Genomic DNA, 23,122 nt, shown 5'->3' with positions numbered 1-23,122 from the left:
GACCACGCGTGGTGGGCCCGGCTGGCCTCGGCGGCCCGCACCCATCGGCACCCGGTCGCCTCGGCGGTCTCACCGGTCAACCGCTCGAGGGTGTCGGCCACCCGCCGGCCCAGCGCGGCGTCGACACCGGCCAGCGGCGGTGCGGGCGAACCGGCCGGCGGCAGCAGCGTCAGGTAGTCGACGAACAGCACGGTGGCGCGCGGCGAACGTTCGTGGACGGCCTGCCCGACCCGCTGCAATGAATCGGCGACCAGCACCAGGGCGCGGTCGCGCGCCGTCGGGTCGAGCAGGTCGCGGATCCGGCCGCCGAGCAGCGGCAGTGAGCGGGTGAACCGCGGCAGCGCGGCGACGGTCAGCAGCGGCACGTAGCCGGCGTCGTTGCCGCCGATCGTCACGGTCACCAGGCGCTCGTCACCGTCGAGCGCCTCGATCTGCGGCGGCACGCCGTTCTGCCGCTCGTCGAGCACGTGGGCGGTGGTGGCGCCGGAGTAGGTGACGTCGACCAGCTCGAGATCGAGCGCCGCGGCCACCAGGTGGGGGTAGTTGCGTGCCGACCGGCCGGCCCGGAACGGCGCCCCGTCGGCCGACGGGCGGATACCCGGCCCCGCGGCCATCGAGCTGCCGAGCGCGACGTAGCGGCCGTTCACAGCGACGGGCTCGACGCCTGCGCCCAGAACCGCTTGGGGATCCGGCCTGCCAGCCGGGCGAGGTGTCCGGCCGTGACGGCGGCGGCCATCGCGGCGGCCATCAGCGCCGGGTCGGTGGCGCGGGTGACGGCGGTCGCCAGCAGCACGGCGTCGCAGCCCAGTTCCATCGCCATGGCCGCGTCGCTGGCGGTGCCGATCCCCGCGTCCAGGATCACCGGGACGCCGGCCTGCTCGACGATCATCGCGATGTTGTGCGGATTGGCGATGCCCAGACCGGTGCCGATCGGGGAACCCAGCGGCATCACCGCGGCGCAGCCGGTGTCCTCCAGCCGCCGCGCCAATACCGGATCGTCGTTGGTGTACGGCAGCACGGTGAAGCCGTCGTCGACGAGTTGCTCTGCGGCGCGGACCAATTCGATCGCATCGGGCAGCAGCGTGCGCTCGTCGGCGATCACCTCGAGCTTCACCCAGTCGGTGCCGAGCGCCTCACGCGCCAGTTGTGCCGTGAGCACCGCCTCGGCGGCGCCGCGGCAGCCCGCGGTGTTCGGCAGCGGCGTGATGCCCAGCCGGTTCAGCAGGTCGAGCACGCCGGTGCCGCTCTCGGCGTCCACCCGCCGCATCGCCACCGTCGTCAGCTCGGTGCCCGACGCGACCAGCGCCTGCTCGAGCACCGCCAGGTTGGCCGCGCCGCCGGTGCCGAGGATGAGCCGGGAGCCGAACTCCCTACCCGCGATCGTCAACTTGCCCGCATCAGCCACCCTGCACCGCCGTCACCACATCCACCCTCGCGCCGTCGGCCAGCGGGGTCTCCCACTCCGACCGCGGGAGCACCGACCAGTCCACCGCCACCGCGATGCCCTTGTCCGGGAAGCCCATCCGGTCGAGCAGGTCGGCCACCGTGGGCCGGCCGTCCAGGTCGACGTCCTCGTTGTTCACCGTGACTCTCATGCCCTCACCCCTGCCATGACGTTCAATTCGGCCGCGACGCGTTCGGCGGTCCACGGTGCGAGCAGGAATCCGCTTCGGCCGTGGCCTGCCGCCACCATCGTGCGCTCGTCCAGGCGCTCGACGATCGGCACCCCGTCGGGCGTCATCGGCCGGAGGCCCGCCGCGCACTCGGCGAGCTCGTACTCCCCCAGCGCAGGCACCACCGCACACGCGTCGTCGAGCAGTTCGCGCACCCCGGCGACGGCGGGCGCGGTGTCGCGACCGTGTTCGTACTGGGTGGCGCCGACCACCACCCCGTCGGCGCGCGGCACCAGGTATACCGGCCGTCCGTGCACCCGGGCCCGGATCACCCGTTGCGGCACCGGCATACATCCGCGCCGCCAGCGCAGTCGCAGCACCTCACCCTTCACCGGCCGGATCGGCAGCCCGGGCCAGAGGGTGGGCGCGTCGATACCGTTGGCGATCACCCGGACGTCGGCGTCGACGTCGGACAGCTGGTCGACCGGGCCCTCCCACCGGACCCCGAGCCGGTCACAGTGCGCGGCCAGCGCGTCGACCACCAACCGGTTGTCCACCGCCAGTTCGGTTCCCGCGACGAAGCCGTGCCTGATGCCCTGGGCCAGCAGCGGTTCGATCTCGCGTGCGGACGTGGTCGGGGTGACCGGGTGCCCCTGCTCGGCCAGGAACTGAGCCACAGTCCGCAGGTCCGCCGCATCGGCGCGGTCGACGGCCACCACCAGCGACTCCCGTGCCGTCACCACGCCGTCCGGCATCCCGTCGAGGAAGCCCTCGTGCCACAGTCGCAGCGACTCCAGGCCGATCTGCAGCAGCCGCTCCTCACCGGGCCAGCCCTCGCTGTGCGGGGCGAGCATGCCACCGGCGACCCACGACGCCCCGTGCGCGTCCGCCCGGTGCACCGAGACCTGCCAGCCGTCGAGCGCGGCGCGGCGGGCGACGGCCAGGCCGATGACGCCGCCACCGATGACGGCGAGTGATCCCAGAGGCATTGCTGCTCCCTTCGCCGGCATGATCCGGATCAGGTCCGACGGTAAGGGCGGCGCGCACCCACTCTCAGTCCCCGGTGCCGGGACTCCCGTGTCGAGCCTCCAGACTACCCGGCGGCGACCTCCTCAACCGGAACGCGCCTCGTCTGAGCGGATGGCCGCCGCCGGGGCGCCAGCACCCGCAGCGCAACCTTCGGGCGCATCAGCGCCGGCGGCGGGTCGAGGAAGCCGACCACCCGCAGGAACTGCGCGGCGACCTCCGGGTCGTACTCCGCGACGTTCTGCAACCGCTCGACGTACCGGCCGGTCAGCCTCATCGACAGCGGCAGGCGCCCCTCTATCCCGGGGAGCCGCAGATCGGAGCCGACCGCGAACTGCCAGGCCACGCCGATCGGTTTGGCCGCGGCCCGGAAGTAGCGGCGGGCCAGATCGTCGTCTCCGCGGCGCAGACACCCCCGCAGGGCCAGCGCCTGCAGCGCGGCGACCGTCATGCCCTGGCCGTAGATCGGGTTGAAGCTGCACATCGCATCGCCGATGACCACCAGGCCGGCGGGGAAGCGCCGCATCCTGTCGTAGCGACGCCACCGGCTCTCGGGGTAACGGAAGCGGCACACGTCGGTCAGCGGCTCGGCGGCCCGGACGGCGGACAGGATGTGGTCGGGCACCAAGCCGGTCGCGAAGTCGACCATCTCGGACAGCTCACCGGGCGGCTCATGGCCCGCCATGCCGAAGACGGTGAACATCCACGCGTCGTGCTCGTATCCGAACAGCGCCATCCCGGTCGGACGACCCGGTGTCGGGCTCACCAGGGCGAGCATCTCCCGCAGGGTTCCCGGCGGAATTCTGAGGAGTTGGCTGGAGTACACCAGGCGCACGGCGACGCTCTCCTCGACCGGCCGCCCGTATCCGAGGCTCTCGAGGAACGCCGGTGTGCGCGCCCCGCGGCCGGAGGCGTCGACCACCAGATCGGCTGTCAGGGCGGCCTCGGCGCCGGAGCCGTGGGCGCGTACCCGTACCCCGGTCACCCGGTCGCCCTCGCGGGACGTTGTGAACCCCTCGATGTCGTGGCCGTCGAGCATGGTCACACTGGCCATCGCCTGCAGGCGCTGCCGCACCAGACCTTCCAGCAGTGGCCGGCTCGGTACGAACAGCGGCGGAACGCCGGGCAGTGCTCCGTTGCGGATGCCCTCGTGGTCCGCGAGATGCGTGTACGCCCGGGACATGTCCCGGTAGTCGAATGCGGGCACCTCGGCGGCGACGAGATCGGCGGTGAACTCCGGGAACAGCTCGTCGAGGGCGGCTCGGCCCCGCGCGAGCAGGGCGTGCGCATGCCGCCCCTGCGGCACCCCGCGGCGGTTGGCGGTGCCGTCGGGCAGCACGTCGCGCTCCACCACGGTGACGCTGTCATAGAGGTCGGCGAGCACCCTTGCGGCCAGCAGGCCGCCCATGCTCGCGCCGAGCACCACTGCGCGTCCGCCGATTCTGTCCATGCCGCCACCTGCCTTCACCGGGTTTGACCTGCTCATGGAGCGTGTCCCCGGCCAGGGCGGCCGCCTAGAGTAGTCCGCTACCCGACTTCGGCTAGCGTCGCGATGTGCTCATGCCACGCGAACGTCTGGCCGCCGCCTCGCTGTATCTGTGCACCGACGCCCGCCGCGAGCGCGGTGACCTCGCCGAGTTCGCCGACGCCGCGCTCTCGGGCGGGGTGGACCTCATCCAGCTGCGGGACAAGGGTTCGCCCGGCGAGCAGCGGTTCGGCCCGCTGGAGGCACGCCAGGAGATCGATGCGCTCGCGGTGCTGGGCGAGGCGGCGCGACGGCACGGCGCACTGCTGATGGTCAACGACCGCGCCGACATCGCGCGGGCGGCCGGCGCCGACGGCCTGCACCTCGGCCAGGACGACCTGCCGCTGCTGCTGGCCCGCGACATCCTGCGGCCCGGCCCGGTCGTCGGCCGGTCCACCCACGATCTCGCGCAGGCGGAGGCGGCCGTCGCCGAGCAGGTGGACTACTTCTGCGTCGGCCCGTGCTGGCCTACGCCCACCAAGCCGGGGCGGCCGGCGCCCGGGCTCGACCTCGTCCGCGAGGTGGCGCGGTTGGCGCCGCCGAAGCCGTGGTTCGCCATCGGCGGCATCGACGAGCAGCGGCTGCCCGAGGTGCTGGCCGCAGGCGCTGCGCGCATCGTGGTGGTGCGGGCGATCACCGCCGCCGAGGACCCGGAGGCGGCGGCGCGGCGGTTGAAGGCGGCGCTCAGCTCTGACCGTTGACCAGCAGCGGGATCGACGCCGTCACGGTGCGCAGCCGCTCCCAGCTGGCGGCGAATCCCGGATGCAGCGGCAGCTCCGCCACCTCCTCCTCGGCCACCCAGCGCAGTTCGGCGCTCTCGCGGTTGGGCACGGTGTCTAGCAGCTCCGGCGCGTCGGCGATCACGGTGGTGTAGCTCCACGCCGCGCCGCCGATGCCGGCCACTTCGGCGGTGACGACGGTGGTCCGCACGGTGAGCTGATCGGTGGTGAGGCCCGCCTCTTCGTGCGCCTCGCGAACAGCGGCCTGCTCTGCGGTCTCGTGGCTGTCCCGCGCGCCTCCGGGCAGACCCCAGGTGCCGCCCTGATGACTCCACACCGCGCGGTGTTGCAGCAGCACCGCGGGTGATCCGTCCGGGCGGGGCGCGCGCAGCAGCAGCCCGGCCGCGCCGTGTCTACCCCAGAAACGGCCGTTGTCGGAGAACACCCAACCGTCACCGTCGCCGCGCATCCGTACAGGATAGGACTGCCCGACCTCGGACGGCCGTCGCCGATCGGGCGCGCGTCCTCCCCCGACCTCTTAGGATTCTTTTATAGAGTCGATCGAGTCGTTCAAGCAGCCGGATAGATGAGGACCGCGCACAGGTGACTGTGGAGTTGGCGCACCCGTCAACCGAGCCGCTGGCGTCACGATCACCCACGACGCCGGCGCATCCGCGGTGGTGGTTCCTCTGGACCACGCCCGGCCGCATCCTGACGATCGGGATGGTGCTCTCCGCACTGGCCATCTCCTGTGCGTTCGCCACGTCGACCAGCATCAACGACCGCCAGCAGGCGCTCACCACGGTGCTCGACCACACCGAGCCGCTGTCGTTCGCCGCCGGGCAGCTCTACACCCGGCTCTCGGTCGCCGACGCCGCCGCGGCCACCGCGTTCATCGCCGGCACCGAACCGCGCGACGTGCGGCAGCGCTATGAGCAGGCGATCACCGATGCGGCCGTCGCCCTCACCCGCGCCTCGAGCGGCCTCACCGATGAGCCGCTGGTGCAGCTGCTCGGCCGGATCAACGCGCGGCTCGCCGTCTACACCGGGCTCGTCGAGACCGCCCGCACCAACAACCGGGCGGGCAACCCGGTGGGCTCGTCCTACCTGTCCGAGGCCTCGTCGTTGATGCAGACGCAGATCCTGCCCGACGCGCAGCGGCTCTACCAGGAGACCTCGGCGCGGGTGGACGAGGAGACCACGGCCTCCACCCGGATCCCGAACCCGGTGATCCTGGTGGTGCTGGCGACGCTGTTGTTCGGCGCATTCGCCAACCGCTGGCTGGCGCGACGGACCCGGCGCCGGGTCAACATCGGTTTCGTCGCCGGCGGTCTGGCCGTGCTGATTATGGTGGTGTGGGTGGGAACGGCGCTCGCGATCTCCACCGCGGACAGCCGCAGCGCCAAGGGCGCCGGGGCGGAATCGCTGCGGACCATCACGACGCTGGCCATCACCGCCCAGCAGGCGCGCGCCGACGAGACGCTGGCGCTGATCCGGCGCGGCGACGAGAACGTCCGCAAGCAGTCGTACTACCAGCGCATCGACATGATGCAGCAGGAGCTGTCGGACTACCTCGGTCGCGACAATTCGATCGACACCACCGACCTGGCCAACGCCGAGGGTCTGCTGACTCGGTGGCGCGCCGCCGACGACCGGATCAACTCCTACATCGCGGTGGGCAACTATCAGGCCGCGACGCAGGTGGCGCTCGGCACCGGCGAGGACGATTCCACCCCCGCGTTCGACAAGCTCAACGACGCGTTGAACAAGGGCATCGAGGAGAGCCGCGGCCAGCTGCGCAGCGACATCATGAACGCCCGCCGCGTGCTGTCGGGCGCCACCGCCGGCGCCGCGGTGCTCAGCGTGATCGCGGCGATCGCGGTGGCGCTGGGGCTGTGGCCACGACTCAGTGAGTACCGCTGATGAGCGCTTGCGCGAAGAAGAGACAGCCGCTGATGAGCGCTTGCGCGAAGAAGAAACAGCCGCTGATGGGGTACAGGCTGCTGCTCGCCCTCATCACCGCCGCCGCGGTGCTCACCGGCTGCGGGCAGGCGACGTCCTCGACGCCCGCACCGGGGGTGACGCTCGCGCCGCCCACACCGGCCGGGATGGAGGAGCTGCCGCCGGAGCCGGTGCGGCTGCCCGCGACCGAGAACGACGAGTGCAACCGCAGGGCGAGCCTGCGCCCGTTCAGCGATCGCGACGAGGCCGACGCGGCGGTGCGCAACATCCGGGACCGGGGCCGGCTGATCGTGGGGCTGGACATCGGCAGCAACCTGTTCTCCTTCCGCGACCCGATCACCGGTGAGATCACCGGCTTCGACGTCGACATCGCCGGCGAGATCGCCCGCGACATCTTCGGCTCGCCCGCCCAGGTCGAGTACCGCATCATGTCGTCGGCGGACCGCATCGCGGCGCTGCAGAACAACCAGGTCGACGTGGTCGTCAAGACGATGACGATCACCTGCGAGCGCAAGAAGCTGGTGAACTTCTCCACGGTGTACCTGACCGCCAATCAGCGGATCCTGGCCCCGCGCAGTTCGGCCATCTCGCAGGCATCCGACCTGTCGGGCAAGCGGGTGTGCGTGGTCAAGGGCACCACGTCGCTGCGGCGGATCCAGCAGATCAGCCCGTCGCCGATCATCGTCGCCGTGGTGACGTGGGCGGATTGCCTGGTGGCGCTGCAGCAGCGGCAGGTCGACGCCGTCAGCACCGACGACGCGATCCTGGCCGGACTGGTGGCTCAGGATCCTTACCTGCACATCGTCGGGCCGAGCATGAACGAGGAGCCCTACGGCATCGGCGTCAACCTCCAGAACACCGGACTTGTGCGCTTCGTGAACGGCACCCTGGAGCGGGTGCGCCGTGACGGGACCTGGAACACGCTGTACCGCAAGTGGTTGACGGTGCTCGGGCCGGCGCCCGCACCTCCGGTCGCAAGGTACGTCGACTGATGCCCGCCGCAGAGGAGGACGAGGGCCCGGGCACGCAGCCGGCGTCGCTGGACGAGCTCGACTCGGTCGCGACGCTGCGGCCGATGGCGACCCAGGCGGTGTTCCGGCCGCACTTCGACGACACCGACAGCATCTCGGTGCGCACCGAGGACACCGACTCGCACGATCACACGACGACCGTGACGCGCACGCTCTCGCCGAGGCGGCGGCTCGGTGGCGGTCTGGTGGAGATGCCGCGGGTGCCCGCCAAGGACCCACTCGACGCGTTGATGGTCAACCCGGTGGTGGCCGAGTCGAAGAGGTTCTGCTGGAACTGCGGCCGCCCGGTGGGCCGGTCCTCGAAGGACGGCAAGGCACAGTCCGAAGGCTACTGCCCGCACTGCGGCAGCCCGTATTCGTTTCTGCCGCAGCTCAATACCGGAGACATCGTCGCCGAGCAGTACGAGATCAAGGGTTGCATCGCGCACGGCGGGCTGGGCTGGGTGTACCTGGCTTTCGACAAGAACGTCAACGACCGGCCCGTGGTGCTCAAGGGTCTGGTGCACACCGGCGACGCCGAGGCGCAGGCGATCGCCATGGCCGAACGGCAGTTCCTGGCCGAGGTGACCCATCCCGGAATCGTGAAGATCTACAACTTCGTCGAGCACAACGACAAGCACGGCAATCCGGTCGGCTACATCGTGATGGAGTACGTCGGCGGAACGTCACTCAAGCAGGCCAAGGGGTCGGGCCTCGGGGTGGCCCAGTCGATCGGCTACATGCTCGAGATCCTGCCCGCGATGGGGTATCTGCATTCGATCGGCCTGACCTACAACGACCTCAAGCCCGAGAACATCATGCTCACCGAGGACCAGCTGAAGCTGATCGACCTCGGGGCGGTGTCGACGATCAACTCGTTCGGCTACCTGTACGGCACGCCGGGCTATCAGGCGCCGGAGATCGTGCGCACCGGTCCGACGGTGCAGACCGACGTCTACACCGTCGGCCGGACGCTCGCGGCGCTGACGCTGGACCTGCGCACCCGCAAGGGCCGCTATGTCGACGGCCTGCCGGAGGACGATCCCGTTCTTTATCAATATGATTCGTTCGGCCGACTGCTGCGGCGGGCGATCGATCCGGACCCGCGGCGCAGGTTCGGATCGGCCGAGGAGATGTCGGCGCAGCTGCTCGGCGTGCTGCGCGAGGTGGTGGCGCTCGACACCGGATCGCCCAGACCCGGTCTGTCGACGGTCTTCTCGCCGACCCGCTCGACGTTCGGGATCGACCTGCTCGTGGCACACACCGACGTCTATGTCGACGGCCAGGTGCATTCGGAGAAGCTCACCGCACAGGAGATCGTCAAGGCGCTACCGGTGCCGCTGGTCGACCCAGCCGATGTCGGTGCGGCGGTGTTGTCCGCGAGCGTGCTGAGCCAGCCGGTGCAGACGCTCGACCAGCTGCGTGCGGCACGACACGGAGCGCTGGACTCGGAGGGCATCGACCTCTCGGAATCGGTTGAGCTGCCGCTGATGGAGGTGCGAGCGCTGCTCGACCTCGGCGACGTCGCAAAGGCCACCCGCAAGCTCGACGACCTCGCCGCCCGGGTGGGCTGGCGGTGGCGGCTGGTGTGGTTCCGCGCGGTCGCCGAACTGCTGTCGGCCGACTACGAGTCCGCCATGAAGCATTTCACCGAGGTCTTGGACACCCAGCCCGGTGAGCTGGCGCCGAAGCTCGCGTTGGCGGCGACGGCCGAACTCGCGGGCAGCGCCGACGAGCAGCGGTTCTACGACACGGTGTGGGGCACCGACAACGGCGTCATCTCGGCCGGTTTCGGGCTGGCGCGCGCCAACTCGGTCGAAGGCAACCGCGATGCGGCGGTCCGCACACTGGACGAGGTTCCGGCCACCTCGAGGCATTTCACCACCGCCCGGCTGACCAGTGCGGTGACGCTGCTGTCCGGGCGATCGGCCGCCGAGATCACCGAGCAGCAGATCCGCGACGCCGCACGGCGGGTGGAGGCACTGCCCGACACCGAGCCGCGGGTGCTCCAGATCCGGGCGCTCGTGCTGGGCACCGCGATGGACTGGCTCGCCGACAACACCGCGAGCACGAATCACATCCTCGGTTTCCCGTTCACCGAGCACGGCCTGCAGCTGGGTGTGGAGGCCTCGCTGCGCAGCCTGGCCAGGGTGGCGCCCACGCAGTCACACCGTTACGCGCTGGTGGACCTGGCGAACAGCGTGCGCCCGATGAGCACCTTCTGAGCGGGGCCTGCGCGTCAGACCGGTGAGAGCGCTGCGTGCAGGACGCGGCGCCCGGCACTGCTCGACAGGATCCGTGGGCTGCTCAGGACAAATCGCGTCGCGCGACAACCCGCATCACGCGGGGACCGAGGATCCGAGCCGTCGAAGCGGCCACCGACGCGACGATGTTCGCTCCTCGATCGGTCATGTCACCCCCTGCAGAGCAGGTTACGGACGCCGCAGGACCGTCGGCATCATGCCGGGGTATGAGTTCGGGCCCGTCCAGGGTCGGACACCAAGATCGAACCGCAGGGCGATGCGCGCGGCACCCCGCAGTTCATAGCGTTCAGCCATGACAACGGCAGACCTGGGCGCACGCCCACCGATCGGTTCTCTGGCCGGATTCCATGCCGGCTCCACACCACTGGCACGCTCCCGACCTCGTTGGAAGCCGTTCGCGGCCATCAGCACTGCGATCACCGGCTGGCTGGCCGGCCCGGCCGCACGGCCGCAGCAGCACCGCCAGGCACGACGGGAGAGCTTCATGGAGAACGCCGCCATGTCGCGCGAGATGCACCGGCTCTGAGCGCATCACGTCTCGGCGTCGAGATTGCTCTCACGCATGACTCGTCCCGCACTTCTCCTGCGCCACGTCGATCTCGGCGCAGGACAACCGCTATTCGTCGACGACCTGCACGCAGGCCCGCGCGATCGCCAGCTCCTCGTTGGTCGGCACGACGAGCACCGTGGTGGGCGACCTGTCGGCGGAGATCCGCCGGGCCGCCTTCGCGGGGCTGGCGTTGAGGTGCTCGTCGAGTTCCACGCCCAGCGGCGCGAGCCCGGACAGGGCGTCGCGCCGGACGGCGGCGTCGTTCTCGCCGACGCCGGCAGTGAAACTGATGACGTCGGTGGTGCCCAGCAGCGCCAGGTAGGCGCCGATGTACTTGCGCAACCGGTGAATGTAGACGTCATAGGCCAATTGCGCCTGCTCGTCGCCGGATTCGATGCGCTCGTGCAGCACCCGGAAGTCCACCTCGCCACCGAGACCGCGCACGCCGGCGCGCTTGTTGAGCATGGTCTCGATGTCCTCGACGCTCATGCCCGCGGTCCGCCAGAGATACATGACGACGCCGGGGTCGATGTCCCCGGACCGGGTGCCCATCACCAGGCCCTCCATCGGTGTCAGTCCCATGGAGGTGTCGACCGGGCGCCCGCCGACGATCGCCGACGCCGACGCGCCGTTGCCCAGGTGCAGCACGATCTGGTTGAGCGATTCCGGCGCTGCCCCGAGGAAAGCGGCGGCCTGTTCGCTGACGTACTGGTGTGACGTGCCGTGGAAGCCGTACCGGCGGATGTGCCACTGCTCGGCGATGTCCCGGTCTATCGCGTAGGTCGCCGCCGCCGGTGGCAGGTCGTGGAAGAACGCGGTGTCGAACACCGCGACGTGCGGCAGGTCGGGCAACGCCTTGCGGGCGACGTTGATGCCGAGCACCGCGGGCGGATTGTGCAGCGGCGCCATCGGCGCCAGCTCCTCGAGCTCGGCGACCAGTGCGTCGTCGATCAGTGTCGGCCGGTACAGATCCGGGCCGCCGTGCACGACGCGGTGACCCACCGCGACCAGCCCGACCGACCCGAGTTGCGCGCCGGCTTCCTCGAACAGCTCGAACGCGGTGCGCAGCGCGGCCTCGTGATCGGCCACCTTGTCGTCGCGGCTGACCTCGCGCTCACCCAGCGTCAGGCTCGCCGAGGACGACTCCTCACCGATCCGCTCGACGACGCCGTCGGCCAGTGACGCACCCGAATCAGGCTGTATCAACTGAAATTTCACCGATGACGAGCCGGAGTTGAGCACCAGGACGGTGCGCTCGGCGCTCACTTGCCCTGCGCCTGGATCGCCGTGATCGCCACGGTGTTCACGATGTCCTCCACGAGCGCCCCCCGGGACAGGTCGTTGACCGGTTTCTTCAGGCCCTGCAGCACCGGACCGATGGCGATCGCACCCGCACTGCGCTGCACCGCCTTGTAGGTGTTGTTGCCGGTGTTGAGGTCCGGGAAGATCAGCACCGTCGCCCGGCCGGCGACGGGTGAGTCGGGCATCTTCGTCTCGGCCACCGACGGTTCGACGGCGGCGTCGTACTGGATCGGGCCGTCGACCAGCAGGTCCGGCTCGCGTTGCCGGACGAATTCGGTTGCCGCCCGGACTTTGTCGACGTCGGCGCCGGTGCCCGACGTGCCGGTGGAGTAGGACAGCATTGCCACCCGCGGGTCGATGCCGAACTGGGCGGCGGTGCGCGCTGAGGAGATCGCGATGTCGGCGAGTTGCTCCGACGTCGGGTCGGGCACGATCGCGCAGTCGCCGTAGGCCAGCACCCGGTCGGCCAGGCACATCAGGAAGATGCTGGACACGGTGGACACGTCGGGCAGGGTCTTGATGATCTCGAAGGACGGACGCACGGTGTGCGCGGTGGTGTGCCGGGCGCCCGACACCATGCCGTCGACCATGTCGTTGTGCACCAGCATGGTGCCGAAGTAGGAGACGTCGTGGATGGTCTCGCGGGCCTGCTCGACCGTCACACCCTTGTGCTTGCGCAGCTCGGCGTACTGTTCGGCGAACCGGTCACACAGGTCGCTGGTGAGCGGGTCGAGCACGGTGGCCGCGGACAGGTCGACGCCGAGTTCCGCGGCGCGCGAACGCACCTGGGTCTCCTCGCCGAGGATCGTCAGGTCGGCCACCCCGCGTTGCAGCAGTCGCCCGGCGGCCTTGAGGATGCGGTCGTCGTCGCCCTCGGGCAGCACGATGTGCCTGCGGTCCGAACGGGCCTGGTCGATCAGCTGGTAGGTGAACATCTGCGGCGTCGTCACCGTCGGCACCGAGATCGACAGCTGCGCAATCAGATCGGCGGTGTCGACGTGACTGTCCATCAGCGTCAGCGCGGTGTCGATCTTGCGCTGTGAGGAGGCGGTGACCCGGCCGCGGGTGGCGGCGACCCGGCTGGCCGTCTCGAACGTGCCGTACGGGGTGGCGATGATCGGCAGCCGCAGCCCGAGCCCGGACACCAGCGCCGAGATCGACGGGTGCAGGTCCAGTCCGCCGTTGAGGATGATGCCCGACAGCGACGGGAACCCCTCGGCGGCATGCGCACTGACCACGGCGAGCACCACATCCGAACGGTCCCCGGGGGTGACCACCGCGACGGCCTCGGTGAGCCGCTCGAGCACGTGTTCGGCGGTCATGCCCGCGACGAGCACGTCCATCGCCTCGCGGTGCAGCAGCGCCTCGTCGCCGAGGATCAGCGTCCCGTCGACGGCGCTCTGCAGTTCGGCCACCGACGGTGCGACCAGCAGCGGTTCCTCGGGCAGCACGTACGCCGGCGGGCCGACGGTGCGCAGCGCGTCGGCGACCGCTGTCAGCTGGTCGGGGTCGCAGCGGTTGGCCACCACCGCGGCGGTCAGCGCGTGCTGGCCGGCGATCTCGTCCAGGCAGACCTCGACCACCTGTGCAACCTGGGCGGGGCTGCGGTCCCTGGCCTTGACCGCGAGCACCACCGGGGCGCCGAGGTTCGCCGCGATCCGCGCGTTGACGCTCAACTCGCTGGGGGCGGCGACGTCGGTGTAGTCGCTGCCGACGATCAGCACGGCGTCGCACTGGTCGGCCACCCGGTGGTAGCGGTCGACGATCTCGCCGATCGCGGCGTCGGGGTCCTCGTGCAGCTGCTGGTAACTCACGCCGACGCAGTCGTCGTAGGACAACCCGGCGGTGGTGTGCGCCAGCAGCAGTTCCAGGATGTAGTCGCGCTCGGCGTGGTCTGAAAGGCGGGCGATCGGCCGGAACACACCCGCCTTGGCGACGGTCGCCGCCAGGCGGTGCAGGATGCCAAGCGCGATGGTCGACTTCCCGGTGTCGCCTTCGGGCGACGCGACGTAGATGGCGGACACTCGGGGTTCTCGGGCCTCGGGCACGAGTCAAAGCCTACGGATCGAGCGGGACCTCCACACCCACCAGCAGGCCGAGGTGGTCGGAGCCTGGCAGGCCGACCGTGCGCGCCGACGTGGCGACGCAGTTGCGCACCAGGACATGGTCGATGCCCAGCACCGGCGGGATGCGGCGCCCGCCGGGGAACGTGCGGCCCAGACCGGCGCCTGCCTGTTCGGTCGCGGTGCGGTAGCCCTCGTCGAGCAGCCGCCGGAACGGCGCCATGTCCATCGTCGCGTTCAGGTCGCCCGCCACGATCACCGCACCGGCCCCCGCCTGCCCGCCGAGTTCGCGCAGCGTCGCAGGCAACCGGGCCAGGTCACGTCGCCAGGCACCGATCGGCATCGGCCACGGCGCGGGCAGGTGGATCGCCACCACGGTCGGGGCGATGGCCACCCCGGGCACCTGGATGCGCATCCGCAGCGTCGACAGGGTGTAGTCCTCGACGAAGCCGGAGTCGGTGATCGGGTGGCGGCTCCACACGCCGATGCCGCCGGCCATCGGGTGCGGGTCGAGCATGCGGTGCGGGAAGGCGCGGTCGAGACCGGCCCGCGACAGCCCGGTCGCCGCCTCAGCCGTCATCTCCTCGGCCACCAGCACGTCGGCGGTCGCGTTCGCCGCCGCCGCGAGGGCACGTGGATCCGCCCGGCCCATGCCGAGATTGGCCGTCAGCACGCGTAGCTGAACAGAGGATTCGGCGGCGCTTTCGGAGCCGAGGTAGCGGGGCAGCATGACGACCAGCAGCGCCACCGACAGCACTGCCGCCAGGCCGGTGAGCACCCAGCGCCGGCCCAGGCCCAGCAGCGCCACGGCGACGGGCGCGGCAAGCATCAGGTACGGCGCCGCCGACGCCACGATGAGCACGCCGTGCCCGTCGATCGGCACGTAACGTGCCGCAAGGCCGAGCGCGGCCGCACCCAGCGCGAGCACGCCGAGGACGGTGAGGAGGATCCGCATCCGCGGCGCGGCGGATCAGCCCAGCCGGCGCAGGCGCGGTTCCAGGTCGCGCTGGAACAGCTCGAGGAATCGCCTCTGGTCGTGCCCCGGTGCGTGGAACACCAGGTGGTTGAGGCCCCAGTCGACGTAGTCCTTCACCTTCTCGACGGCCTCGTCGGGGTCGGAGGCGACGATCCAGCGCTTGGCGACCTGCTCGATGGGCAGCTCGTCGGCGGCCTTCTCCATCTCGATCGGGTCGTCGATGCTGTGCTTCTGCTCCGCGGTCAGCGACAGCGGCGCCCAGAAGCGGGTGTTCTCCAGCGCCAGTTCGGGATCGGTGTCGTAGGAGATCTTGATCTCGATCATCCGGTCGATGTCGCCGGCCGATCTGCCCGCCCCCGCTGCACCTTCTGAGACGGCGGGGATCAGCTTGTCCTTGTACAGCTCCTCGCCCTTGCCGGAGGTACAGATGAAGCCGTCGCCCGCGCGGCCGGCGTACTTGGCCACCACCGGGCCGCCCGCGGCGATGTACACCGGCACCCCGCCCTCGGGCACGTCGTAGATCGAGGCGCCCTTGGTGCGGTAGTACTCGCCGTCGAAGTCGACGCGGTCACCCAGCCACAGCTCGCGCATCAGCTTCACCGACTCGCGAAGGCGCGCGAACCGTTCCTTGAACTCCGGCCATTCGCCCTCGTAGCCGGTGGCGATCTCGTTGAGCGCTTCTCCGGTGCCGACTCCGAGGAAGATGCGGTCCGGGTACAGGCACGCCATCGTGGCGAACGCCTGTGCGATCACCGCCGGGTTGTAGCGGAACGTCGGTGTCAGCACGGAGGTGCCCAGCTGGAGTGTCTTGGTGCGCTCACCGACGGCGGTCATCCACGCCAGGGAGAACGGCGCGTGGCCGCCCTCGTGCCGCCACGGCTGGAAGTGGTCGCTGACCGTGGCGCTGTCCATGCCGTGCGCCTCGGCGGCCACGGCCAGTTCGACGAGCTCGCGCGGCGCGAACTGCTCCGCCGACGCCTTGTAGCCCAGTTTCAGTCCATGTTTGGTTTCAGCCACGCGTTCGTTTCTACTCTCTTGCCTAGACTCGCGGGATGGCGGCGGCGCTGACGCAGATCACCGAGCACGTGTACTTCGCCCGCACCGAGCTGGTGAACTGGACGGTGGTGACGGGTCCCGACGGTGTGCTGGTGATCGACGCCGGCTTTCCGGGGCAGCGCGGCGAGGTGCTGCAGTCGGTGCGCGACGCCGGTTTCGGGGTCGACGACATCCGGGCGTTCCTGCTGACCCACGCCCACGTCGACCACTTCGGATCGGCCATCGGGCTGGCGAAAGACCATGGCATCCCGGTGTTCTGCCACGCCGACGAGGTGGGCCACGCCAGGAGGGACTACCTCGAACAGGTTTCGCCGGCCAAGGTCGCGCAGCACATCTGGCAGCCGCGGTGGCTGTCCTGGACGGTGGCGATCACCCGCAGGGGCGGCATGGTGCGTGACGGCATCCCGACCGCGCAGGCCCTGACCGACGAGGTCGCCGCGGATCTGCCGGGTGCGCCGCGGGCCGTCCCGACACCGGGCCACACCGGCGGTCACTGTTCCTTCGTGGTGGACGGCGTGCTCGTCAGCGGCGACGCTCTGGTGACCGGCCACCCGCTGCTGCGCCGCGACCGGCCCCAGTTGCTGCCCGACATGTTCAACCACGATCAGGAGGGCTGTGTGCGCAGCCTCGCCGCGCTCGGCCTGCTCGAGACCGAGGTGCTGCTGCCCGGCCACGGCCCGGTGTGGCGCGGCCCTATCCACGACCTGGTCGAGCAGGCGCGGCCCCGCTGAGCACGAAGCGGTCAGGGGGCCAGCAGCACGTAGCCGAGCAGGAACAGCGCCGACAGGCAGATCCCGCAGGAGACGATGATCGTCGGCATCAGGATCATCTGGTCGAGTTCCTCGGGCTCGAGCGCGTCGCCGTGCACCGGGCCGAAGAACAGCCGGCCGAAGCGGGTGGTCCGGAGCCGCCGCAGCATCCGGCCGAGCGCGCTGCGGTCGGCGCGTCGGCCGACGAACGACCGCAGCGCAAGACCGCCGGCCAGCAGGAACATCGCCGCCGCCAGCATCAGCCATCCCACGGCCGCCTGAGACACCCTTGACCACCCCCACGGGTCTCGCGTGCCGTACAGCCTATCCGCCGGCGGGCAGCCCCAGATGCTCGCGCAGGGTGTGGCCGCGGTACTCGGTGCGGAACGCCCCGCGCTCCTGCAGGAGCGGCACCACGCGGTCGACGAACTCGTCGAGGCCGTGCGGCGTCAGATGCGGCACCAGGATGAACCCGTCGCACGCGTCGGACTGCACGTGCAGATCGATCTCGTCGGCCACCGCGGCCGGGGTCCCGACGAACTGCTGCCGGTTGGTGACGGCGATGACCAGTTCGCGGATCGAGAGCTTCTCGGCCTCGGCGCGCTCACGCCAGCCGGCGGCCATCGCCTTCGGGTCGGCGTGTCGCACCCGACCCTGGGTCAGCGTCGGGTCGTCGGCGGGTTCGACGTCGGGCAGCGGGCCGTCCGGGTCGTAGTGCGACAGGTCGCGCTGCCACACCTGCTCCAGCATGGCGATCGCGGTGGGGCCGCTGACCTGTTGCAGGCGGATGTGGCGTGCCCGGTCGGCGGCTTCCGCGGCGGTGTCGCCGAGCACGAAGGTGGCGGCTGGGAAGACCTTGAGCCGGTCGGGGTCCCGGCCCGCGGCGACCGCGCGGGCCTTGACGTCGGCGTAGTAGCGCTGCCCCGCATCCAGCGCGGAGTGCAGGGTGAACAGCGCGTCGGCGTGCTGCGCGCCGAACTCGCGGCCGTCTGCGGAGTCGCCGGCCTGCAACAGCAGCGGCTCCCCCTGCGGGCCCGCGGGCAGCGTCGCGACGCCCCGCACATCGAACTGCGTTCCCTGATAACTGATCTCGCGGATCGCGGCCGGGTCGACGTAGACGCCGGTGTCCCGGTCGGCGACCACCGCACCGGGCGCCCAGCTCCGCCAGAACTCGCGGGCCACCGTGATGAACTCGGCGGCGCGGCGATAGCGGTCGGCGTGGTCGAGATAGCCGCCGCGACGGAAGTTCTCGCCGGTGAACGCGTCCGACGACGTCACCATGTTCCAGCCGGCCCGCCCGTCGGACAGGTGATCCAGCGATGCGAACTGCCGTGCCACCTCGAAGGGTTCGTTGAAGGTGGTGTTGATGGTGCCGACCAGGCCGAGCCGATCGGTCACACCGGCGAGCGCCGCCAGCACGGTGAAGGTGTCCGGCCTGCCGACCACGTCGAGGTCGTGGATGAGGCCGCGATGCTCGCGCAGGCGCAGCCCCTCGGCCAGGAAGAAGAAGTCGAACAGCCCGCGTTCGGCGGTGCGGGCCAGGTGGACGAACGAGTCGAACTCGATCTGGCTGCCCGAGTCGGGATCGGTCCACACCGTGGTGTTGTTGACCCCCGGGAAGTGCGCGGCGAGGTGAATGGGTTTGCGGTGCTTGCCGTTCCGTGCGCTCATCCGCCCAGTCCCCAGCGCTTGGCGAGCAACTCGTGGGACCGCAGCCGGTCCTCGTGGCGGTGGGTGACCGACGTGACCACCAGTTCGTCGGCGGCGGTGACCCGCTGCAGAGCTGCCAGCCGGGCGGCGACCTCGTCGGCGTCGCCGACGAACTGCGTGGCGATCCGGTCGGCGACCACGGCGCGCTGCTCGTCGGTCAGCTGAGTGCACCGCGCGGAATCCGGGTACGGCACCGCGCCGTCGCCGGCGCGGATCGAGTACACCCAGTGCCCGTAGCCGGCCGCCAGCCGGTGCGCGGTCTCGGAGTCGTCGGCGACCAGCACGTCGGCCGAGACCACCACATAGGGTTCGGCCAGCCACGCCGACGGGGTGAACGCGTCGCGGTAGGCGTCGACCGCCTCCAGCGCCGTCGCCGGGGTGATGTGGTAGCTGGCGACGAACGGCAGCCCGCGGGCGCCGGCCACCTGGGCGCTCTGGCCCCTGCTGCTGCCGAACACCCACGGCGTCAGGCCCGCGCCCTCGCCGGGAACCGCGTGCGCCTCGACGTCGCCGACGCGGTAGCTGCCCGCGAGCATCGCCAGGATGTCGTCGACCTGCTCGGCGAAGTCGGGTGACTCCGCGCCGGGTTGCTGCAGCGCCGCCATCCGGGCGGTGAAGCGCGGCTTGGTCAGCAGTGCGCGCGTGTCGAACGGCGGCGGCACCACCACACCGTCGACGTCGAGCCAGTCGCTTCGCGGCTCGGGCTTCTCCTGCGCCGGTTGCCCGGCCGCGTCGCGGCGCCGCTGACCCGATCGGCCCAACCCGAGGTCGATGCGGCCGGGGTGGAAGGCGTCGAGCGTGCCGAAGCTCTCCGCCACCGCGATCGCCGTGGTCTGACCGACCTGGACGGCTGCCGATCCGACCCGGATCCGGTCGGTGGCCGCGGCGATCTGGCCGATCAGCACGGCGGGCGACGAACTGGCCACCGCCACGAAGTGGTGCTCGGCGACCCAATACCGCCGGAACCCCCACTGCTCGGCGTGCCGGGCCAGGTCGACGGTGTTGCGCAGTGCGGTCGCCGCGTCACCGCCCTCGGGGATCGGCGACAGGTCGAGCACGGACAGCGGAACGGTCATGACGCACGCACCGCGGCGTATCGGTTGTCGGCCACCGGGAGTGCGAGCCGGCTGCGCAGCGTCTCGTCGGCATAGCCGGTGCGGAAGCGGCCCGCGCGCTGCAGGCGGGGCACCACCTCGTCGACGATGCCGGGCAGGTCGGTGGCGTGCACGGCCGGGCGCAGCCGGACGCCGTCGACCCCGAGGTCGTGCCAGGACAGCAGCAGGTCCGTCAGTTCATCGGCGCTGCCGCCGAATATCGCTGCGTCGGAACGGAAGTCGGTGTCACCGGTGAGCGAGACCACGAGGTCGGCGTACACCTTGAGATCGGTGCCGCCCGCGGTCGCGACCTCGTCGAGCAGGGTGGGCACCGCGGCGTTGTCGGCGGGCGTGATGAACACCAGATCGGCACTGCGCGCAGCGAACTCGTACACCCGCGGCGCATGGGCGAGCGCCGCGACCACAGGTTGCCCCTGCGGTGGCCGCGGTGTGATCGACGGGCCCTTCACCGAGAAGTGCCGGCCGGTGAAGTCGATGTAGTGCAGCTTGTCCCGGTCTACGTAGCGGCCGGACGCCACGTCGCGGATGACGGCGTCGTCCTCCCAGGAGTCCCACAGCCTGCGCACCACCTCCACCGCGTCGGCGGCCTCGTCGAACAGGCCGTCGACGAACGACGGATCGTCGGCGCCGGCCCACGACCGCCTGCCGAACAGTGCCGCCTCGTGCGCGGCGGCGCTGACCCGCGGTTGCCAGCCGGCCCGGCCGTGTGAGACGAAGTCGAGGGTGGCGATGGCCTTCGAGACGTGGAACGGCTCGGTGTGGGTGACCGTCGCGACGGGGATCAGGCCGATGTGGCGGGTTGCGGCGGCGATGCGCGCGGTCACCAGCACGGCGTCGGCGCGGCCGGCGGGCCGGTGCGGGTCGATGCGCTGTCCCCGTCCCGGCTGGGGCATCAGGGAATCGTCGATGGTGAGGAAGTCGAGCAGACCGCGCTCGGCGGTGGCGGCCAGTCCGGCCCAGTACCGGCCGCCGAGCACTGACGGCAGCTCCGGTGTGTGGCGCCAGGCGTGCGGGTTCCAGCCGTAGCCGTCCAGCGCCACCCCGACGTGCAGATGCCCGGTCATCGGAGTGCCTTCTCGAACGCGACGGGATAGACCTCGCCCTCGGCGGGCAGCGGCTCGGCCAGCCGGGTGTAGCCGGCCGCCTCGTACAGGGCTTCGGCCTCGGGTTGCCGGTCGCCGGTGGTGAGGTAGACGCGGCCGTAGCCGGCGGCGGCGATCCCGGACTCGAGGGCCGCCAGCAGCGCGCGGGCGTGGCCGCGCCTGCGGTGGCCACTGTCGGTCCAGATCCGCTTGAGCTCGGCGGTGGCGACCCCGTCCACGACACCGAAGCGGCGGTACGCACCACCGGTCACCGGGATCCCGTCCTGGAGCCCGACCAGCATCGCGCCGTCGGGCGGCGTGAACTCCGCGGCCGGGTAGGACCTCAGCCAGCGGGCCACCGCGTCGGGCGTGCCGCCGTAGCGTTCGGCGTACTCCGTCGCGAGCTCCGCGAGCAGCGGCGCGGCCAGCGGATCGTCCTGGTCCACGGCCACGAAGCGCAGTGGCGTCACTGTCGACACGGTCATCACCTCACTGTCCAACGCGCGGCAGCGGAGTGCATTCCGCCGCCGCACATCTGCTCATCGTGATCGAAAATCCCCGCAGACGGCGCCCGAAATGCGAGGTACTCACCCTGGACGCCCACCCACTTCCGATCAAAACTTGACACGTGTAAAGTTCGTCGCCATGGACAACATCCGGGGCAAGACCATCGCGATCACCGGCGCCGCCCGCGGTATCGGTTATGCCACCGCCAAGGCCCTGCTGGCTCGCGGCGCCCGCGTGGTGATCGGTGACCGTGACGTCGCTCTGCAGGAGTCGGCGGTGGCGCAACTGACCAAGCTCGGCCAGGTGTCGGGCTACCCGCTCGACGTCACCGACCGCGAGTCGTTCGCGACGTTCCTCGACAAGGCGCGCACCGACGGCGGCGGCCACATCGACGTGCTGATCAACAACGCGGGCGTGATGCCGATCGGGCCGTTCCTGGACCAGTCCGAGCAGTCGATCCGGTCGTCGATCGAGGTCAACCTGTACGGCGTGATCGCCGGCTGCCAGCTGGCGCTGCCCGACATGATCGCCCGCCGCCGCGGCCACATCATCAACATCGCCTCGCTGTCCGGTGTGATCCCGGTACCCGGTCAGGTCGTCTACGTCGGCGCCAAGTTCGGCGTCGTCGGCCTCTCGGCGGCGCTGTCCGACGAGATGGCCCCGCACGGCGTGCACGTCTCGGTGGTCATGCCGCCGTTCACCAACACCGATCTCATCTCGGGCACCCGCGAGACCATCGGCACCAAACCGGTTGAGCCCGAAGACATCGCGGCCGCAATCGTCAAGACGCTGGACAAGCCGAAGACCCACGTGGCGGTGCCGCCGTTCCTGCGGTTCACCGCGCAGGCCGCCCAGTTGCTCGGCCCGCGTGGCCGCCGCTGGATGAATCGCAAGCTCGGCCTGGACAACGTGTTCCTGGAGTTCGACACCACCAAGCGGCAGAGCTACGAGCAGCGCGCGCAGGCCGCGCAGGGCGTGGTCGAGGGCGGCGGTTCGAGCTAGTCGAACGCCGACTGTGAAACCTGGGCGGAAATCGGCCCGAAATCTCGCCCACGATTCACATTCGGCCCAGGGCGCGGCGCTCAGCCGTGGTCGACGACGTCCTGGAACCCGCGGTTCTTCACACCGTGCAGGTGATTGACCATCGCCTGCCGCGCCTTCTCCGGCGAACCGTCCCGGAACGCGGCCAGGATGGCGGTGTGCTCGTTGATGGCGTACTCGGCGTCGGTGACGCCCAAGCCGGTGAAGAGCCGGAATCGTTGCACCGAACCGCCCAGACAGTTGTATGCCATCAGCAGGAACCGGTTGCCCGCGCCTTCGGCGATGAGTTCGTGGAACCGCATGTCGGCCTGCCAGTAGTCCCGGTACTTGGCGAACTCGTGGCCCCGCGGTGCGGTGCGCAGGTCGTCGATCGATCGATCGAGCGCCTCGATCAGCGCGGGCGTCGCCCGTTCGCAGGCCCGGGAAGCGTTGACGGGCTCGATGATCAGCCGGGCGTCCATCAGCTCGGCGAGTTCGGCGGTGCTGAGCAACGGCGCGACGCGATACCCGCGTAAGGCGACCCGGACCACGAGGCCGGTCACCTCGAGACGCGCGAGTGCCTCACGGACGGGCGTCGCGGAGACGTCGAGTTCGCGGGCGATGCCGTCGATGCTCAGCGCCGCGTTGGGCTCGTATCGGCCGTCCATCAGCAACTCCAGCAGCCGGTCGTAGACATGGTCGGTCAAGACCTGTCGGACTGGACGAGAAGCGACGCCTTCGGGGGCCACGAAAAGATCCTATAGGAAATCCTTGACAGGCTCCTCAAGATCGTCGATCCTCGATCCTATAGGAAATTGAGTGATCCGCGTCTCATCGAGCGGTCGGCGGGACACAGGTCTCACCTCGACATGC

General features: G+C 70.6%; 23 protein-coding genes and 1 riboswitch. Of the genes, 7 read left to right on the top strand and 16 right to left on the bottom strand.

What is annotated here, in order from left to right; genetic code table 11:
- From H7I41_RS16115 to H7I41_RS16095, 5 genes are all read right to left on the bottom strand, one after another.
- Nucleotides 1–614: SGNH/GDSL hydrolase family protein (locus H7I41_RS16115; RefSeq protein ID WP_264013612.1), on the bottom strand; the 614-nt coding region annotated here is incomplete at its 3' end.
- A gap of 29 nt (nucleotides 615–643) precedes the next feature.
- Nucleotides 644–1,405 carry a thiazole synthase gene (locus H7I41_RS16110; protein WP_264013608.1) on the bottom strand — a complete coding sequence of 254 codons (762 nt, stop codon included), beginning with the start codon at nucleotides 1,403–1,405 and terminating at the stop codon, nucleotides 644–646.
- Complete coding sequence (gene thiS, locus H7I41_RS16105; RefSeq protein ID WP_264013607.1) at nucleotides 1,398–1,595, bottom strand: sulfur carrier protein ThiS; 198 nt, start codon at nucleotides 1,593–1,595, stop codon at nucleotides 1,398–1,400. Before thiS ends, H7I41_RS16110 begins: the two co-directional genes overlap by 8 nt.
- Complete coding sequence (gene thiO, locus H7I41_RS16100; protein WP_264013606.1) at nucleotides 1,592–2,602, bottom strand: glycine oxidase ThiO; 1,011 nt, start codon at nucleotides 2,600–2,602, stop codon at nucleotides 1,592–1,594. Before thiO ends, thiS begins: the two co-directional genes overlap by 4 nt.
- Nucleotides 2,592–2,702: riboswitch (TPP riboswitch) on the bottom strand. Its footprint overlaps the gene before it by 11 nt.
- Nucleotides 2,703–2,706: 4 nt before the next feature.
- Nucleotides 2,707–4,089, bottom strand: a complete 1,383-nt coding sequence (locus H7I41_RS16095) for an FAD-dependent oxidoreductase (RefSeq protein ID WP_264013605.1) — start codon at nucleotides 4,087–4,089, stop codon at nucleotides 2,707–2,709.
- Nucleotides 4,090–4,199: 110 nt separating this feature from the next.
- Between H7I41_RS16095 and thiE the strand changes: the two genes are divergently transcribed.
- Nucleotides 4,200–4,865 carry a thiamine phosphate synthase gene (thiE, locus tag H7I41_RS16090; protein WP_264013604.1) on the top strand — a complete coding sequence of 222 codons (666 nt, stop codon included), beginning with the start codon at nucleotides 4,200–4,202 and terminating at the stop codon, nucleotides 4,863–4,865.
- Here thiE and H7I41_RS16085 read toward each other — a convergent pair.
- Nucleotides 4,849–5,352 (bottom strand): NUDIX hydrolase, encoded by a 504-nt coding sequence (locus H7I41_RS16085; RefSeq protein ID WP_264013603.1) that lies wholly within the window; start codon nucleotides 5,350–5,352, stop codon nucleotides 4,849–4,851. The two genes, thiE and H7I41_RS16085, sit on opposite strands and share 17 nt — an antisense overlap.
- A gap of 134 nt (nucleotides 5,353–5,486) precedes the next feature.
- On the opposite strand from H7I41_RS16085, the gene glnX reads away from it, so the two are divergent.
- The 4 genes from glnX (at nucleotide 5,487) to H7I41_RS16065 (ending at nucleotide 10,645) form a co-directional block, all read left to right on the top strand.
- Nucleotides 5,487–6,806 carry a protein kinase G-activating protein GlnX gene (gene glnX, locus H7I41_RS16080; protein WP_264013602.1) on the top strand — a complete coding sequence of 440 codons (1,320 nt, stop codon included), beginning with the start codon at nucleotides 5,487–5,489 and terminating at the stop codon, nucleotides 6,804–6,806.
- A gap of 65 nt (nucleotides 6,807–6,871) precedes the next feature.
- Complete coding sequence (locus tag H7I41_RS16075; protein WP_505011364.1) at nucleotides 6,872–7,837, top strand: glutamate ABC transporter substrate-binding protein; 966 nt, start codon at nucleotides 6,872–6,874, stop codon at nucleotides 7,835–7,837.
- Nucleotides 7,837–10,080, top strand: coding sequence for a serine/threonine-protein kinase PknG (locus tag H7I41_RS16070; protein WP_264013600.1), 2,244 nt, complete (start codon nucleotides 7,837–7,839; stop codon nucleotides 10,078–10,080). The genes H7I41_RS16075 and H7I41_RS16070 overlap by 1 nt, the downstream gene beginning before the upstream one ends.
- 331 nt (nucleotides 10,081–10,411) lie before the next feature.
- On the top strand, nucleotides 10,412–10,645 hold the full coding sequence (locus H7I41_RS16065) for a hypothetical protein (RefSeq protein ID WP_264013599.1): 234 nt from the start codon (nucleotides 10,412–10,414) through the stop codon (nucleotides 10,643–10,645).
- A gap of 90 nt (nucleotides 10,646–10,735) precedes the next feature.
- Here H7I41_RS16065 and H7I41_RS16060 read toward each other — a convergent pair whose 3' ends face one another.
- The 4 genes from H7I41_RS16060 to fgd are packed head-to-tail and all read right to left on the bottom strand — an operon-like array spanning nucleotide 10,736 to nucleotide 16,006.
- On the bottom strand, nucleotides 10,736–11,935 hold the full coding sequence (locus tag H7I41_RS16060; RefSeq protein ID WP_264013598.1) for an acetate kinase: 1,200 nt from the start codon (nucleotides 11,933–11,935) through the stop codon (nucleotides 10,736–10,738).
- A complete protein-coding gene (pta, locus tag H7I41_RS16055; RefSeq protein WP_302914257.1) occupies nucleotides 11,932–14,019 on the bottom strand; it encodes a phosphate acetyltransferase in 2,088 nt (695 codons plus the stop codon). The genes H7I41_RS16060 and pta overlap by 4 nt, the downstream gene beginning before the upstream one ends.
- 10 nt (nucleotides 14,020–14,029) lie before the next feature.
- A complete protein-coding gene (locus tag H7I41_RS16050) occupies nucleotides 14,030–14,989 on the bottom strand; it encodes an endonuclease/exonuclease/phosphatase family protein (RefSeq protein WP_264013597.1) in 960 nt (319 codons plus the stop codon).
- Between the two features lie 15 nt (nucleotides 14,990–15,004).
- Complete coding sequence (gene fgd / locus H7I41_RS16045) at nucleotides 15,005–16,006, bottom strand: glucose-6-phosphate dehydrogenase (coenzyme-F420) (protein WP_264013610.1); 1,002 nt, start codon at nucleotides 16,004–16,006, stop codon at nucleotides 15,005–15,007.
- Nucleotides 16,007–16,062: 56 nt separating this feature from the next.
- Here fgd and H7I41_RS16040 point away from each other — a divergent pair, with 56 nt between their 5' ends.
- Complete coding sequence (locus tag H7I41_RS16040; RefSeq protein WP_264013596.1) at nucleotides 16,063–16,797, top strand: MBL fold metallo-hydrolase; 735 nt, start codon at nucleotides 16,063–16,065, stop codon at nucleotides 16,795–16,797.
- Nucleotides 16,798–16,808: 11 nt separating this feature from the next.
- Here H7I41_RS16040 and H7I41_RS16035 read toward each other — a convergent pair whose 3' ends face one another.
- From H7I41_RS16035 to H7I41_RS16015, 5 genes are read right to left on the bottom strand one after another with little or no spacing between them, the layout of a single operon-like run.
- Nucleotides 16,809–17,102 carry a hypothetical protein gene (locus H7I41_RS16035; RefSeq protein ID WP_264013595.1) on the bottom strand — a complete coding sequence of 98 codons (294 nt, stop codon included), beginning with the start codon at nucleotides 17,100–17,102 and terminating at the stop codon, nucleotides 16,809–16,811.
- 37 nt (nucleotides 17,103–17,139) lie between these two features.
- Nucleotides 17,140–18,486 carry an NtaA/DmoA family FMN-dependent monooxygenase gene (locus H7I41_RS16030; RefSeq protein WP_264013594.1) on the bottom strand — a complete coding sequence of 449 codons (1,347 nt, stop codon included), beginning with the start codon at nucleotides 18,484–18,486 and terminating at the stop codon, nucleotides 17,140–17,142.
- Nucleotides 18,483–19,601 carry an LLM class flavin-dependent oxidoreductase gene (locus tag H7I41_RS16025; RefSeq protein WP_264013593.1) on the bottom strand — a complete coding sequence of 373 codons (1,119 nt, stop codon included), beginning with the start codon at nucleotides 19,599–19,601 and terminating at the stop codon, nucleotides 18,483–18,485. The genes H7I41_RS16030 and H7I41_RS16025 overlap by 4 nt, the downstream gene beginning before the upstream one ends.
- Complete coding sequence (locus H7I41_RS16020; RefSeq protein WP_264013592.1) at nucleotides 19,598–20,704, bottom strand: LLM class flavin-dependent oxidoreductase; 1,107 nt, start codon at nucleotides 20,702–20,704, stop codon at nucleotides 19,598–19,600. The genes H7I41_RS16025 and H7I41_RS16020 overlap by 4 nt, the downstream gene beginning before the upstream one ends.
- Nucleotides 20,701–21,207, bottom strand: a complete 507-nt coding sequence (locus tag H7I41_RS16015) for a GNAT family N-acetyltransferase (protein ID WP_264013591.1) — start codon at nucleotides 21,205–21,207, stop codon at nucleotides 20,701–20,703. Before H7I41_RS16015 ends, H7I41_RS16020 begins: the two co-directional genes overlap by 4 nt.
- Before the next feature lie 160 nt (nucleotides 21,208–21,367).
- On the opposite strand from H7I41_RS16015, the gene H7I41_RS16010 reads away from it, so the two are divergent.
- Nucleotides 21,368–22,231 carry an SDR family oxidoreductase gene (locus tag H7I41_RS16010; RefSeq protein ID WP_264013590.1) on the top strand — a complete coding sequence of 288 codons (864 nt, stop codon included), beginning with the start codon at nucleotides 21,368–21,370 and terminating at the stop codon, nucleotides 22,229–22,231.
- 80 nt (nucleotides 22,232–22,311) lie between these two features.
- On the opposite strand, the gene H7I41_RS16005 is transcribed toward H7I41_RS16010, so the two are convergent.
- Nucleotides 22,312–22,956: a GntR family transcriptional regulator gene (locus tag H7I41_RS16005; RefSeq protein WP_264013589.1), complete on the bottom strand. Its 645-nt coding sequence runs from the start codon at nucleotides 22,954–22,956 to the stop codon at nucleotides 22,312–22,314.
- Between the last annotated feature and the right edge of the window lie 166 nt (nucleotides 22,957–23,122).

It is taken from the genome of [Mycobacterium] manitobense (genome assembly GCF_025821665.1).
Classification (GTDB): domain Bacteria; phylum Actinomycetota; class Actinomycetes; order Mycobacteriales; family Mycobacteriaceae; genus Mycobacterium; species Mycobacterium arseniciresistens.
This window is presented reverse-complemented; position numbering and strand designations above follow the sequence as displayed.

What these genes read in the sequence shown, in the direction of transcription:
- H7I41_RS16095 (WP_264013605.1), bottom strand. Translation starts at nt 4,089, where the DNA reads ATGGACAGAATCGGCGGACGCGCAGTGGTGCTCGGCGCGAGCATGGGC.
- H7I41_RS16010 (WP_264013590.1), top strand. Translation starts at nt 21,368, where the DNA reads ATGGACAACATCCGGGGCAAGACCATCGCGATCACCGGCGCCGCCCGC.
- H7I41_RS16020 (WP_264013592.1), bottom strand. Translation starts at nt 20,704, where the DNA reads ATGACCGGGCATCTGCACGTCGGGGTGGCGCTGGACGGCTACGGCTGG.
- H7I41_RS16075 (WP_505011364.1), top strand. Translation starts at nt 6,872, where the DNA reads ATGGGGTACAGGCTGCTGCTCGCCCTCATCACCGCCGCCGCGGTGCTC.
- H7I41_RS16085 (WP_264013603.1), bottom strand. Translation starts at nt 5,352, where the DNA reads ATGCGCGGCGACGGTGACGGTTGGGTGTTCTCCGACAACGGCCGTTTC.
- H7I41_RS16065 (WP_264013599.1), top strand. Translation starts at nt 10,412, where the DNA reads ATGACAACGGCAGACCTGGGCGCACGCCCACCGATCGGTTCTCTGGCC.
- thiS (WP_264013607.1), bottom strand. Translation starts at nt 1,595, where the DNA reads ATGAGAGTCACGGTGAACAACGAGGACGTCGACCTGGACGGCCGGCCC.
- thiE (WP_264013604.1), top strand. Translation starts at nt 4,200, where the DNA reads ATGCCACGCGAACGTCTGGCCGCCGCCTCGCTGTATCTGTGCACCGAC.
- H7I41_RS16025 (WP_264013593.1), bottom strand. Translation starts at nt 19,601, where the DNA reads ATGACCGTTCCGCTGTCCGTGCTCGACCTGTCGCCGATCCCCGAGGGC.
- H7I41_RS16040 (WP_264013596.1), top strand. Translation starts at nt 16,063, where the DNA reads ATGGCGGCGGCGCTGACGCAGATCACCGAGCACGTGTACTTCGCCCGC.
- H7I41_RS16030 (WP_264013594.1), bottom strand. Translation starts at nt 18,486, where the DNA reads ATGAGCGCACGGAACGGCAAGCACCGCAAACCCATTCACCTCGCCGCG.
- H7I41_RS16050 (WP_264013597.1), bottom strand. Translation starts at nt 14,989, where the DNA reads ATGCGGATCCTCCTCACCGTCCTCGGCGTGCTCGCGCTGGGTGCGGCC.
- H7I41_RS16015 (WP_264013591.1), bottom strand. Translation starts at nt 21,207, where the DNA reads ATGACCGTGTCGACAGTGACGCCACTGCGCTTCGTGGCCGTGGACCAG.
- thiO (WP_264013606.1), bottom strand. Translation starts at nt 2,602, where the DNA reads ATGCCTCTGGGATCACTCGCCGTCATCGGTGGCGGCGTCATCGGCCTG.
- H7I41_RS16070 (WP_264013600.1), top strand. Translation starts at nt 7,837, where the DNA reads ATGCCCGCCGCAGAGGAGGACGAGGGCCCGGGCACGCAGCCGGCGTCG.